At 71.1% G+C, this 13,617-nt stretch carries 10 protein-coding genes; 4 read left to right on the top strand and 6 right to left on the bottom strand.

Annotation, left to right across the window (positions count from 1 at the left end):
* Positions 1–1,479, top strand: a complete 1,479-nt coding sequence (locus BKK79_RS11075) for an efflux transporter outer membrane subunit (protein WP_071010493.1) — start codon at positions 1–3, stop codon at positions 1,477–1,479.
* Positions 1,480–1,781: 302 nt separating this feature from the next.
* Positions 1,782–3,107 (top strand): RNA polymerase sigma factor, encoded by a 1,326-nt coding sequence (locus tag BKK79_RS11070; protein ID WP_071037713.1) that lies wholly within the window; start codon positions 1,782–1,784, stop codon positions 3,105–3,107.
* A gap of 16 nt (positions 3,108–3,123) precedes the next feature.
* On the opposite strand, the gene BKK79_RS11065 is transcribed toward BKK79_RS11070, so the two are convergent.
* The 6 genes from BKK79_RS11065 to BKK79_RS11040 all read right to left on the bottom strand — a co-directional run bounded on the left by BKK79_RS11065 (position 3,124) and on the right by BKK79_RS11040 (position 10,309).
* The gene (locus BKK79_RS11065; RefSeq protein ID WP_071010495.1) at positions 3,124–3,972 is read right to left on the bottom strand and encodes an OmpW/AlkL family protein; all 849 of its coding nucleotides are present in this window, start codon (positions 3,970–3,972) and stop codon (positions 3,124–3,126) included.
* Positions 3,973–4,062: 90 nt separating this feature from the next.
* Complete coding sequence (locus tag BKK79_RS11060; RefSeq protein ID WP_071037712.1) at positions 4,063–5,424, bottom strand: DUF2957 domain-containing protein; 1,362 nt, start codon at positions 5,422–5,424, stop codon at positions 4,063–4,065.
* Positions 5,425–5,699: 275 nt separating this feature from the next.
* Positions 5,700–6,617, bottom strand: coding sequence for a DUF1571 domain-containing protein (locus BKK79_RS11055; RefSeq protein ID WP_071010497.1), 918 nt, complete (start codon positions 6,615–6,617; stop codon positions 5,700–5,702).
* 238 nt (positions 6,618–6,855) lie between these two features.
* Positions 6,856–7,794 (bottom strand): TetR/AcrR family transcriptional regulator, encoded by a 939-nt coding sequence (locus BKK79_RS11050; protein ID WP_071010498.1) that lies wholly within the window; start codon positions 7,792–7,794, stop codon positions 6,856–6,858.
* A 273-nt stretch (positions 7,795–8,067) separates the two neighbouring features.
* Complete coding sequence (locus tag BKK79_RS11045) at positions 8,068–9,663, bottom strand: GMC family oxidoreductase (protein WP_071037711.1); 1,596 nt, start codon at positions 9,661–9,663, stop codon at positions 8,068–8,070.
* A gap of 7 nt (positions 9,664–9,670) precedes the next feature.
* Positions 9,671–10,309 carry a hypothetical protein gene (locus BKK79_RS11040; RefSeq protein WP_232346205.1) on the bottom strand — a complete coding sequence of 213 codons (639 nt, stop codon included), beginning with the start codon at positions 10,307–10,309 and terminating at the stop codon, positions 9,671–9,673.
* 189 nt (positions 10,310–10,498) lie between these two features.
* Here BKK79_RS11040 and BKK79_RS11035 point away from each other — a divergent pair, with 189 nt between their 5' ends.
* Positions 10,499–11,581, top strand: a complete 1,083-nt coding sequence (locus BKK79_RS11035; protein WP_071015902.1) for an AraC family transcriptional regulator — start codon at positions 10,499–10,501, stop codon at positions 11,579–11,581.
* A 329-nt stretch (positions 11,582–11,910) separates the two neighbouring features.
* Positions 11,911–13,491, top strand: a complete 1,581-nt coding sequence (locus BKK79_RS11030; RefSeq protein WP_071037710.1) for a flavin-containing monooxygenase — start codon at positions 11,911–11,913, stop codon at positions 13,489–13,491.
* Positions 13,492–13,617 lie beyond the last annotated feature (126 nt).

Genomic DNA, 13,617 nt, shown 5'->3' with positions numbered 1-13,617 from the left:
ATGACCAAGACTCTGACCGCACTGCTGCTGGTGGCCGGCGTCCTGTCCGGCTGCACGATGGCGCCGCGCTATGAGCGTCCCGAGGCGCCCGTGGCCGGCGGCTATCCGGCCGCGCCGGAAGGCTATGCCGCCGCCGAGGTGAAGAGCGGCGAGACCCGCCGCGCCACCGAGATCGGCTGGCGCGAGTTCTTCCGCGATGCGCGCCTGCAGGCGCTGATCGCCGCCGCGCTGGAGAACAACCGCGACCTGCGCACCGCGGCGCTGCGCATCGAAGAAGCGCGCGCCCAGTACCAGGTGCAGCGCGCCGACCTGCTGCCCACGCTGAATGCCCAGGCGGGCTACACCCGCCAGCGCTACGCGGCGGCGCAATCGGCCACCGGCCAGCCCTATGTGGCGCAGTTCTACCAGGTCGGCGGCGCCGTCGCCTCGTACGAGCTGGACTTCTTCGGCCGCGTGCGCAGCCTGTCCAACGCCGCGCTGGCGCAGTACTTCTCCACCGAGGAGGCACGCCGCGCCGCGCAGGTCTCGCTGGTGTCGGAAGTGGCCAAGGCCTACCTGTCCGAGCGTTCCTACGCCGAGCAGTACGACCTTGCCGCCGATACGCTGAAGACGCGCCAGGACACCTACGAGTTGTCCAAGCAGCGCTTCGCCGCCGGCGCCACCTCGGCGCTGGACCTGCGCGACAACGAGTCGCTGGTGGCGCAGGCACGCGTGTCGGCCGCGCAGCTGGCGCGCCAGCGCGCGCAGGCGCAGAACGCGCTGGAAGTGCTGGTGGGCAAGCCGATCGCGTCCATCGCCGGCCTGCCCGCGCCGATGCGCCTGTCCGACGAGCGCATCATCAGCGACATCCCGGCCGGGCTGCCGTCCGACCTGCTGGAACAGCGTCCCGATGTGCGCCAGGCCGAGCAGGCGCTGCTGTCGGCCAACGCCAACATCGGCGCGGCGCGCGCGGCCTTCTTCCCGCGCATCACGCTGACCGCCAATGCCGGCACCATCAGTCCGGGCTTCAAGAGCCTGTTCGATGCCGGTACCGGTGCCTGGTCGTTCGCGCCGCAGCTCGTGCTGCCTATCTTCGACTACGGCCGCAACCTCTCCAACCTGGACCTGGCCAATGTGCGCAAGAACATCCAGGTGGCCAACTACGAGAAGACGATCCAGAACGCCTTCGCGGAAGTGGCCGATGCGCTGGTGGCGCGCGGCACGCTGGAAGAGCAGGTGGCAGGACAGGAGCAGGTGCGCGAGGCCGAGGCGGCACGCTACGAGCTGTCGACCATGCGCTTCAAGAACGGTGTGTCGAGCGAGCTGGACCGGCTCGACGCGCAGCGCCAGCTGTTCACCGCGGAGCAGGCACTGGTGCAGGCGCGGCAACTGCGCCTGAACAATGCCATCGACCTGTATCGCGCGCTGGGCGGCGGCCTGGTGGAGACGGGCACGGTGGCCGCCGCGCCGGCGCCGCAGGCCGGCACCGCCACGCAATAAGCAACAGGCAGCAAGTCACAGGCAAGACGGCGCGGCCCGCAGCGCGGGCCGTGCAACCAGGCTGGGCGGAGCGCGCGAGCGCTCCGCCCTTTTTTTTCCGGCGCGCCACCACGCCACCGCGCCGTACCCTACCCCCCCATACCGGGCGGCTATCATCATGGTCATCATGGCAGGACCATCGCGGCGCCCCGCTCGCGGCACCACGATCCTCCAGCACCCGCCAGCGTGGCGGACAGATCACCGGAGACTTCCGTCATGCCGACCCTCCTACCGATGCCCGAACCGTCCGGCCCCGACGCGCCATGAGCGGCAGCCCGGACGGCCATGCGCCGCAGGCAAGCGCCGCGCGCGAGGCGGTACGGCGTGCCGTCGCCACGGTCTGGCGCGAGGAATCGGCCCGCATCGTCGGGGCGCTGGCGCGCCTGGTGCGCGATCTCGGCCTGGCCGAGGAGCTGGCGCAGGATGCTCTGGTCGCCGCGCTGGAACACTGGCCGGCGGACGGCCTGCCGGACAATCCCGGTGCCTGGCTGATGGCCGCCGCCAGGCACCGCGCGCTCGACCAGCTGCGCCACGGCAAGATGCGCGCGGCCAGGCTGGAACAGCTCGGGCAGGAACTGGAGGCGCAGCAGGCCGCGATCGTGCCCGATTTCGTCGATGCGCTCGATGCCGCGCGCGCGGACCCGATCGGCGACGACGTGCTGCGTCTCATCTTCACCGCCTGTCATCCGCTGCTGCCCGCCGCATCGCGCGTGGCGCTGACCCTGAAAGTGGTGGCCGGGCTGAGCACGGCGGAGATCGCGCGCGCCGGGCTGGTGCCGGAGGCCACCGTCGCGCAGCGCATCGTGCGCGCCAAGCGCACGCTGTCCGAGGCGCGCGTGCCGTTCGCGCTGCCGCCGGCGGCAGCGCTGGGCGAGCGCCTGGCCTCGGTGCTGGAGGTGATCTACCTGATCTACAACGAGGGCTACACCGCCACCGCCGGCAGCCACTGGATGCGGCCTGACCTGACCGCGGAGGCGCTGCGGCTGGGCCATATGCTGGCGGCGCTGGCGCCGCAGCGCGCCGAGGTGCACGGCCTGCTGGCGCTGATGGAGCTGCAGGCTTCGCGCGCGGCGGCGCGCACCGATGATGCGGGGCGTCCGGTGCTGCTCGCCGAGCAGGACCGCGCGCGCTGGGACCGCGTGCAGATCCAGCGCGGGCTGGCAGCGCTGGCACATGCCGAGGCGCTGGCGGCGGCGCAGGAGGATGGCCCGGGGCCCTACCAGCTGCAGGCCGCCATCGCCGCCTGCCACGCGCGCGCGGCCAGCGCGGCGCAGACCGACTGGGCCCGGATCGCCGCGCTCTACAGCCTGCTGGGGCGCGTGGCACCCTCGCCGGTGGTGGAGCTCAACCGCGCGGTGGCGGTCGGCATGGCCGAAGGGCCGCAGGCGGCGCTGGAGATCGTCGACACCCTGTGCGGCGACAAGTCGCTGCAGGCCTACCAGTGGCTGCCGAGCGTGCGCGGCGACCTGCTCGCCAAGCTGGGCCGCGAGGCCGAAGCCCGTGCCGAGTTCGAACGTGCGGCCGCGCTGGCCGGCAACGCGCGCGAGCGGGAACTGCTGCTGGCGCGCGCGGCCGCCATGCGCGGCTGAGGCAGGCCGGAGCCGCTCAGAACTTGTAGGAGGCGGCCACGAAGACGATCAGCGGGTTCGGTTCCAGGCGCGTGGTCGAGGACGACAGGATGGTGCCGTTCGAGGCCTTGATGGTCATGGTCGAATCCGTCTTCAGCGGGATGTAGGTCAGCGCCGCGGTCAGGCCCCAGTGTTCGGTGAAGTTGTAGGTGCCGCCGATATTGAAGATCGGCGCCCACGAGGGCGAGGCGCTGGCTTCCACCGAGGTCGGGCCGGGGATGCCGGCACCGGCTGCCAGGATGGCGCCGAGGTTGTTGTTGACCGAGCTGGCGAAGGCCGGGTTCACCGTGATGTTGGTGAAGAAGTTGTACGACACGCCCAGGCCCAGGAAGGGGCGGAACTTCGAGGTCGGCTCGAGGAAGTGGTACTGCACCATCGCCGCCGGGCTCCACTGGCGCGCCTTGGTGACGATCGGGTTGAGCGAGGGGTCGCCCAGGCTCTGGCGGCCGAGCGCGCCGGCCGGTCCCGGCGGGATCAGCTCGCCGTGGCCGTACAGCTTGAACTCGGGCGGGATGCCGCCCACCCCCGTCACCGCGATGTGGTCGGTGAAGAAGTGGCTGAAGGTCAGGCCCAGCGTATTGGCGTTCGAGCTGGAGATGCCGCTGCCCGGGGCGCTGAAGGTGCTGGGCAGGCCGAGCGGATAGTTGATCGGCGTGTCGGCCAGGCTGGTGGTCAGCGGGCCGCTGGTGCCGCGCGTGTTGATGTAGAACCAGCCGGCCGATACCACGTTGTCGCCGGCCTTCTGGGCGAAGGCGGCGGGAATGGCGGCGCAGGCGGCCAGGCCGGCGAGCAGGCAGTTCAGGGCGAGGCGTCGGATGTTCTTCATGGTCTTGTCTCCCGCGTGAAGCGTGGTTCAGGCTTTCTGTCGTTTTCTGTTGTCGTCAGGCCGGCGGGCGGCGTGGCGCCGCCCGCGCTCTCATTGCACGAAGGCGCCGATGGTGAAGTAGGGGCCGCTGCTCTGCGCCTCGAGGAAACCGAACACGCCCCCGGTGAAGACCAGCTTGCCGAAGGGGCCGCTGCCGGCGGCGGCGTCGCGGCGCGTGGTGGTGACCACGCCCGCCACCGTCTGCGTGTAGTTGAGCGTGTAGGGAGTCGCCAGCGAGGCATTCGAGGCCTGGAACGGGTCGAGCATGGTCGCCGCGGCATCGACCAGCGCGGTGGTGCGGTAGGCGAAGTTGCTGTCGACGCCCACGTACTCGCCGTTGACCGAGCCCACCCCGATGCGCGATGCCGGCGCCATCATGCCGATGCCGATCTCGTCGTCGGCGCCGAACGGGCCGCCGCCGAGCAGGCTGCCCGACAGATTGTCGTTGGCATAGCCGACGCGGATCATGACCGGCACCAGCTGGCCGCGCAGCTTGCCCACGATCAGGTAGGCGCGCCCCTGCACGGTGCCGATCGAAGGCGACACCTCGCCGGCGTAGTTGGTCGACAGCAGGGTGCCGCTGGCCGCCTGCGCCACGAAGTTGTTGCCGCGCTGCGAGCAGGTACCGGTGGCGTTCTGGCATACGGAGAACGAGCCGTTGGAGGCGAGCGCCATCGTGTAGTCCTGGCTGACCTGCTTGAAGTTCTGCGACGGCACTTCGTGGAAGCCCAGGCCGTTGTAGTAGCCGGCCACCTTGGACAGGTCGGTCTCGGTCTGCGTGAAACCGATGAACTGGAAGTAGTTGAAGGTGGTGTCTGGCACGTTCACGGTGCCCGGCAGGCCGGTGTACTGGATGCGCGCGCCGGGAATGGTGCCGCCCGCCACGCCCATGCCGACGAACATGCGGGCCGGCTTCGAAGCGTCGAGGCTGGCGCCGTTGAGGCGGAAGGCGCACTGGTTGAGCTTGTCGGTGGGCAGCCCGGTCTCTTGGGACAGCGTGCCGGACATCACGTTGGAGCCGCTGCTGGTATCGCTGCGCGATGGCTGCACGGTGCCGGTCTTGCGCGGCACCGACGAGTCGAGGAAGGTGACCTGCCAGGTCATCCTGGCGGTGTCGAGCTGCACCTTGACCAGTTCGCCCGCGCCGCTGCCGCCGATATAGGGCGTGGAGTAGTCGATCGCGGCCGGGCACAGCCGGTCCTGCGTGGTGGCGGCGGTGCTCGTGCCGCCATTGCTGCCGCTGCTGCTGGATGCGGCGGTGCTGCCGCCACCGCCATCGCCGCCGCCGCCGCAGGCGCACAGCGCGGCGGCCGCCAGCAGGGCGGCGGCGCGTGCGGCCAGCCCGTGCCTGGCGGCACCCGGCGTGGCGATGGTGGATGTGGAACGGTGCTGCGGATTCGTGTCGCGCTGCATGGTATGGGTCTCCTCTCCTCTAGGTTCCAGGCGTTCGGTACGGAACGGGCTGTCCTGCCGTCTGCGCGGCCGCCTGGTGTGCGGCGACTCTCGCCGCCGCCTCAATGCAGCGTCAATAGAGCGCGCGTTCCAAACATCGGGCCGGCGCACGGCACGCGGCGCGAGGCTTGCCGCAGGCCGGCGCCGGAGGCACCGCGCGCCCGCTGTTCAAACGCAGCGCGCGCCGGCCCGTTGCCTCCGTTTGAATGGCCGCCGCTGCCGCGCGGCGGTCCGGCTCAGAAGCGGTACTCGCTGTTGGCCGGATCGAAGGCCGCGGCGTCGAAGGTCTTGCGCACGGCTTTCTCGAAGACGATCTTCTCGACCATCTCGCCGTTCTCGTTCCACGCGGTTTCCACGCGCGGCCAGGGATTGCGCAGGTCCAGCATCAGCTGCACCTTCTTGGCGTAGTAGGCCGGCGCGCCGGCCGGCAGGTCCCAGGTCAGCGCCACCATGCGCGTGCCCTGCTCCTGCACGATGTCCACGCGGCTGTATTTCTCGCTCAGGCCCGCGGCGCGCAGCGAGCGGGCGTCGCGCTCGAGCATGGACAGCACGAACTGGAAGCCGAGGTCGCGCACGGTATGGTTGGACTGGCCGCGCGCCAGCGAGCCGTCGAGCGCGATCCACATCGAGGCGAAGCTCATCAGCCCGCCGAGATGGCCGTACATCTCGTCCTTGCGCCTGGTCTCGTCGTAGACGATCTCCTGGCCGGCCTGCGCGCCGCCGGGCAGCCACTTCGCGTACAGCTGGCGCGGCTGGTGGCGGTAGCGGATCATCATGCGCGCGGGCTGTTCCTGCCACTGGCCGTTGAGCCGCTCCTGGCGGCTCATCCAGTACTCGTATTCCGGATAGCGGTTCATCTCGGCGCGTGCCCACAGCAGCAGGGTCCCGGGCTGCAGCGCGTGGAAGGTCGCGAGCAGCTGGGCGTCGTCGAGCTTGCGCAGCTCGCCGCTGGCGACCTGGCGCGAGAACAGGCTCGCCTGCTGGCCGGCGGGCAGGCCATCGTAGGGGGTGCCCTGCGCCGGCGCGGCAGCGGGCGCAGCGGCGGCTGTGGCGGCGGGCGCCGGCTGGGCGAAGGCCGCGGGCGGCACGGCCAGCGGGGCGGCCATCAGGCCCAGGGCGCAGCCGATGGCGGCGGCGATGAACAACGGTCTCATCTGAAGTCTCCTGTGTCTTGGTGCGTCCTGCTGCGGCTTCGACTTCGGCTTCGGCTTCTGCGGCCACTACGGTGCAGCTTCGGGCGATGCAGGCCGCCGTCGGGCGACAGCGGGGCGACAGCGGGGCGACAGCGGGCGGCAAGCGCCCGTGCGCCTGGCGCGCGGCGCCATCGCAGTCGGATTGCGGTTGGGGAAGACGGGCCGGCGAGGCGGCGCGGACGGCGCCGCCGTGGCGGCCCTAGTTCCTGGAGCGCGTGCGCATCCAGTCGTCGAGCGGATTGCTCGGGAACGGCGGTGGCCGCTCGCGCGAGCTGCCGCGTACCGGCAGGCTCGTCACGGCGGCGCGCGCGGCTCCCTCGCTGCGCGTGCTGGTGCGCACGCGCCGCGCGGGCTCGGCCGCGGCCCTGGTGGACGGCTGGGATGGCGCCGACCCTTCAGGCTGCGCCGGCTGCCGCACGCTCTCGTCGGCGTGCTGGCGCTCGCCGATCTCGAACACCGCGTGCAGCGCGCCGAGCTGCTGCTCGGCCGGCGCGGGAGCCTTCAGCGCAGCCACGACCATCGCGCTGAGCTGGGCCAGCACATGCGCGTCGCTCATGGTCTTGCCCTGCGTGAAGGCGGGCATCAGGTTGCCCAGGTCGTCGCCGGCCAGCACGCCGGCGAGCGCCTTGAGGGCGAAGTGCAGGCGCCAGCCGAGTTCCTGGCGCGGCAGCTCGGGCAGGGCCCGTGCGAAGGCGTCGAAGAAGCGGCCGAACACCGGGGCGTAGTGCCCCATCAGGTAGGACTGGATGAAGGGCGAGGTATCCGAGTAGACCCGGCCCAGCAGGCGCAGGAAGGCCGGCCCGCCGATGCCGGGCTCGCGCGCCATCTGCAGCGCGGGCACGAACAGCGCGCCCATCACGTGCTCGCAGCGGATCTGCTCGCCGGGCCAGCTGGCCTCGCAGGCGTCGAGCAGGGCCAGCCGCCGCGCGTTGAGCGGATCGAGGCGGCGGCTCAGCACCGCCTGCATCATGATGTCCTTGCTGCGGAAATGGTAGTTGACGGCGGCCAGGTTGACGATCGCGCGCGACGTGACCTGCCGTAGTGAGGTGCCTTCGTAACCGACTTCGATGAACAAGCGCTCGGTGGCATCCAGTATCCGAGCCTTGGTGTCTCCCGCCGTGCTTCTCCCGGTCTTCATGGGGGGCGTCTCTCTGCTTGTGCTGCGTGAACCCCAAGCAACAAACACTGCAACTGTCCCGCTCCATGCTCTTGTCGGCGAACGGATGCTTGAAACAGTTGTACGAAGCCTAGCGACGCAATCGAGCGTTTCACAAGCCCGAAATTCGAAGAATCCTTCTAGGCTTCGCGGTGCACCGGCGGATGCCGCCAAGGACCGCGGCACGCGGCCCGGCGGCCGCTGCGGCCTCTGCGCCGGCGCGTGGCACGGCGTTCCGGGCGGCCCCGGGCACTGCTACGCGGCCAGCCGCTGCACCAGCGCATGGGCATTCTGCGCCGTCAGCGCGAACACTGACAACTGCGGATTGGCCCCGATACTGGTGGGGAATGCCGATCCGTCGAAGACCGACAGGTTGCCCAGCTGGTGATGGCTGCCGTGGCTGTCCACCACGCCCTGGCGCGGGTCGTCGCTCATGCCGCAGCCGCCCATCAGATGCGCGCTGAACAGCGCGGCGCGGAAGGCCTTCAGCGGCAGCGCGGGAATGGCCTGCCGGGCCTCGGCCCAGCTCGTGTAGTAGGGTGCGTCGAGGTGGGCCGGCCGCACGCGCGCCGCGCCGCCGGCGAACTGGGCCTCGGCCATCGACAGCCAGGCGCGGCGCACGCCGTCCCACAGGTAGTCGCTGACCTCGTAGTCGAGGATGGGGCTGCCGTCGGCCGCCACGCGCACGCGCCCGCCTGCGCTCTGCGGCACGAAGCCGTCGCGCAGCAGCGCCAGCATCGCGCTGGTATTCGGCAGCGCCGCCATGTCGTGCCGCAGCGGTTCGCCGATCGCATTGAAGACGCCGGCGCTGATGCCGGGGAACAGCGGCGGCACCTCCAGCTTGTAGCCGGCCGGCCCGGTCGCGCCGTCCTTCCACTGGAAATGGTCGGAGGCGATCGACTGCGGTGCGCCATAAAAGGGATCGATGCGATCTGGCATCTGTGCGATGCTGAGATTCACCGGATGGATAAAGGTGCGCTGTCCCAGCCGCTCGTGCGGGTCCGGCGCGCCCGAGCGCAGCAGCAGCGCGGGCGTGTTGATGGCACCGCCGGCGGCGACGTAGTGGCGGGCCTTGACGGTGATGGTGACGCCGGTCGGCGTGACCCCGTCGGCGCCGAGTGCCGCGCCGGCCAGCCCCTGCACGCGCTTGCCGTCGTGCTGCAGCGCGCGCACGCGCACGCGGTGGACCAGGGTGGCGCCCTTGGCCAGCGCCGCCGGGATGGTCGAGACCAGCATCGACTGCTTGGCATTGACCGGGCAGCCCAGGCCGCAGTAGCCCGAGTTCCAGCAGCCCTTCACATTGCGCGGGATCACGTGCCATTCCCAGCCGAGCTGCTCGCAGCCGCGGCGCAGCACGTCATTGTTGGCGTTGGGCGCCATGGCCCAGGGTGCCACGCCCAGGCGCTCCTCCATGCGCGCGAACCAGGGCGCCATGTCCTGCGCGGAGTGGCCGCTGACCGCATGCTGCTCGGCCCAGTGCGCCAGCGTCTGCGGCGGCGTGCGGAAGCTCGACGACCAATTGACCGTGGTGCTGCCGCCGACCGAGCGGCCCTGCAGGATGGCGATGGCGCCATCGGAGGTGGCGCGCCCGGCTGCCTCCTGGTACAGCTCGCGGTAGGCGCGCCCCTCGTCCATGTCGCGGAAGCTGTCCGAGGTGCGCAGCGCGCCCTCCTCCAGCAGCACCACGCGCAGGCCGGCGGCGCTGAGGGTCTCGGCGGTCACGCCGCCGCCGGCGCCGCTGCCGATGATGGCCACGTCCGCCTCGAAGTGGCGCGGGGCGGTGAAGGTGGAGGCGTCGTGCACCTGCCAGCCGGAGGCGATGCCGGCCGTGTAGAGATCGTCGATGGGCATGGCGGGATCAGGCGTGGATGGCGCGGTAGACCGCGGCGTTGGGACCGGGATAGCCGCTACCGCTCCAGGCAGCCGGCGTGACGAAGTAAGCGACGCTGGAGAGCTTGACCAGCACCACCGCGCCCGCGTTGAGCGTGGCGAAGCGGCTGGCGCGCCAGCGTGCGAGGAAATCCTGCACGCGCGCGTTGTCCGCATCCGCCCAGTCGCTGCCGACGCCGGTCAGCGCCCAGCGCAGCGCGCGGTTGTCGAGCAGGCCGAGCAGCTTGCGCAGCTCGCCCTGGGCATGGCTGCCCATGGCCGCGCAGGTGCGGTCGATATTGGACAGCGCGAGCTGCAGGTGCGCCTCGCGCGTCTTGGCGTCGAGGGCGGACAGTTCGCTGACTACGGCGCCGAGCAGCGCGCGGAACAGCGCCGTGTCGGCCTCGCGCAGGAAGGCCAGGCCGGGCGCCGCCGTCGTGCTGGACGGCGCGCAGCCCGACAGTGCCGGCAGCAGCGAGGCACAGGCCAGCGCGGCGGAAAAGCCGAAGCCGACCTTGAGGAAGCCGCGGCGCGACAGGCCGGCGGCGGTGGCTGCGAGGCCGGCGGCGCCAGGGTGGCCGGCGGCGGCCGGCCCGGCACCGCGCCGCGCGGGCGAAGGGGTTGGCATGGTTGTCTCCTGTGGCGTCATCGGCGCAGGCCGGCGGTGGCCGGCTGCGCGCTTTCTTTCTGCTTCGACTGATGCGGACTGTGCGTCCTGCGGCGGCACGGCGGAACCTGCGGCGGCCCCGCATTGACGCTCGCCGGAGTTTGGATAAAGATCGGCTCCCGGTCTTGATTCCCGATGACAGGTGATTTGATGCCACGCGCCAACGCAAGGCCAGGCGGGGCGGCCTTCCCAGACAGCGGCGCTGCCGCGAGCGGCGGCACGGTGTCGGCCGCCTATCTGCGCACCGTGCTCGACTATGGCGAGGCCGCGGGCGTTTCCACCGCCGAGCAGCTCGCCGCGGCGGGCATCGACGGGCAGGCGCTGGCGCTGCCCGCTGCGCGCGTGCCCTGCGCACGCTACCTGGCCCTGCTCGACTGGCTCGAGGCCCGCACCGGCGATCCTCATGTCGGCCTGCATGCGGGCGCGCAGTTCCGCCCGCGCCACTACGCCGAGATGGGCTACGTGGTGCTGACCACGCCGACCGTGCGCGAGGCCGTCCTGCAAGGCATCCGCTATGAGGCGCTCGCCAACGACATCGGCCGCACGCGGCTGGTGGAGAGTGCCGAGGGCGGGGAAATGCGCTGGGCGCCGCTGCACGGCCCGCTGTCGCGCCACGCGCACGAACTGCACATGGCCACCTGGAGCGTTTTCGCACAATGGCTGCTGGGCGATAGCGTGCATGCACGCCTGGTGTTGTTCCCGCACGCCGCCCCGCCCGATGTGCGCGAGCATGAACGCGTGTTCGGCTGCCCGGTGGTGTTCGGCGCTGACCGGCACGCCATGCAGCTCGATGCCGCGCTGCTGGCGCGGCCCTCGCTGCAGGCCGACGCCGAGATGCAGGCGCAGATGACGCGCATCGCCGACGCCCAGCTGCGCCAGCACGCCGCCGCCGATGCCGGCAGCGACGAGATCGCGCGCATGCGCGCTTTCGTGCGTGGCGCGCTGGCCCAGGGCGAGCCCACCCTGGCGGCCGCCGCGGCCTGCCTGCGGCTGCCGGTGCGCACGTTGCAGCGCCGGCTGCAGGCGCGCGGCCTCAGCTACAGCATCCTGGTGGACGGCGAGCGCCATGCCCTGGCCGTGCAGTACCTGGCCGATCCCGCCATGCCGCTGGCGCAGCTCGCGATGCAGCTCGGCTTCTCCGAACAGAGCGCGTTCACCCACGCATTCAAACGCTGGACGCAGCAGACGCCGACGGCATGGCGCCAGCATCACGTTCTCGGCGCGCGCGACTGAAAGCGGGCCGGCACTGACACGGCAATGCGACATTGCTGCATCGCCGCAAGAAAAATTCCAAGCCAGCGTTCCGGTTTCAAACGCACGGGGCCATGCCCCGCCAGAGGCGCCTCATCACGCACGAACGGCGTTTAATGTGATGCGAACGACGCTGGAAAAGAGCGAAAAATAGAGTAATCCTTCAAATCACGGCATTGACCCGACCTGGGCGGCTACCTACGATGACATTCATCAATGTCACAATAAACAGTGTTGCAAAGCCGTTCCCGTCTCATCCGCCCTAGCGGCGGCCAGGCGACCGGGGCGGCGGCGCGGCACGAGGAGCGCCCATGAATGCCCCCCGCGTGGACTTCCCGATCGACAGCGTGCCGGCGGCCGCCGGCAGCGAGCACATCGACATCGCCATCGTCGGCAGTGGTTTCGCCGGCCTGGCCATGGCGATCCGCCTCAAGCAGAGCGGCCAGCACGATTTCGCCATCCTCGAGAAGGCCGACGCGGTCGGCGGCACCTGGCGCGACAACCACTATCCCGGCTGCGCCTGCGATGTGCAGTCCCACCTCTACTCCTTCTCCTTCGCGCCCAACCCGGGCTGGTCGCGCATGTTCTCCACGCAGCCGGAGATCCGCGCCTACCTGGAGCACTGCGCCGACCGCTTCGGCCTGCGCCCGCACCTGCGCCTGTCGCATGAGCTGCGCCGTGCCGCCTGGGACGAGGCCGGCGCCTGCTGGCGCCTGGAGATGGCCGATGGGCGCCGCCTCAGCGCGCGCGTGCTGGTATCGGGCATGGGCGGGCTGAGCCGCCCGGCCTACCCGCGCATTCCGGGCCTGGACAGCTTCGCAGGCGAGGCCTTCCACTCGCAGCACTGGAACCACGGCTACGACTTCCGCGGCAAGCGCGTGGCCGTGATCGGCACCGGCGCCAGCGCCATCCAGTTCGTGCCGCAGGTGGCACCGCGCGCGGGCCACCTCGATCTCTACCAGCGCACGCCGCCGTGGATCATGCCCAAGCCGGACCGCCGCGTGACGGCGGCCGAGCGCTGGCTGTTCCGCCACCTGCCGTTCACGCAGAAGCTCGTGCGCACCGGCATCTACTGGGCGCTGGAATCTCGCGTGCTCGGCTTCGTGGTGCATCCCGGGCTGATGAAGCTGGTCGAGCGCGTGGCCCGGCGCCATATCCAGCGCCAGGTGCCCGATGCCGCGCTGCGCGCCAGGCTCACGCCCGACTACACCATCGGCTGCAAGCGCGTGCTGATCTCCAACGACTACTACCCGGCGCTGACGCGCGCCAACGTCGACGTGGTGAGCACCGGCATCGCACGCGTCGAGCCCGACGCCATCGTGCTGGCCGACGGCACGCGCCGCGAGACCGACTGCATCATCTTCGGCACAGGCTTCCACGCCACCGACCCGATCCCGCGCGGCGTCATCCTCGGCCGCGACGGCGTCGACATCCTCGATGCCTGGCGCGACGGCGCGCAGGCCTATCTCGGTACCACGGTGGCGGGCTTCCCCAATTTCTTCATGGTGGTGGGCCCCAATACCGGACTGGGGCACAGCTCGATGGTGTTCATGATCGAGTCGCAGGTCGCCTACATCCTCGATGCCCTGCAGCGCATGCGGGCGGGCCACGTGCACGCTGTCGACGTGCGTGCCGAGGTGCAGCGCGACTTCAACGACGGCCTGCAGGCGCGGCTCGGCCACGCGGTGTGGTCGGCCGGCGGCTGCGCCAGCTGGTACCTCGATCCCAGGACCGGGCGCAACACCACGCTGTGGCCAGGCTTCACCTGGCAGTTCCGCCGCGCCACCGCCACCTTCCGCCTGGCCGACTACCACACCCTGCCGCAGCGGCGCAGCGCCGTGCGCCCGGGCGAGGAGCGGCATGCGGGCGCGGCGCAGGTGCAGGGCGCCTGAGGCAGCCCGGGGGGAGGAGCGCCGCTTTCGCAGCCCGCCACGCGTCACCACATCGCCACCCATCGCCACACATTGCCACCCATCGCACTCGCCGCGGCCGCGCCATGCGCAGCCGTGCCGGGGGCA

The organism is Cupriavidus sp. USMAA2-4, assembly GCF_001854305.1.
Classification (GTDB): Bacteria; Pseudomonadota; Gammaproteobacteria; order Burkholderiales; family Burkholderiaceae; genus Cupriavidus; species Cupriavidus malaysiensis.
This window is presented reverse-complemented; position numbering and strand designations above follow the sequence as displayed.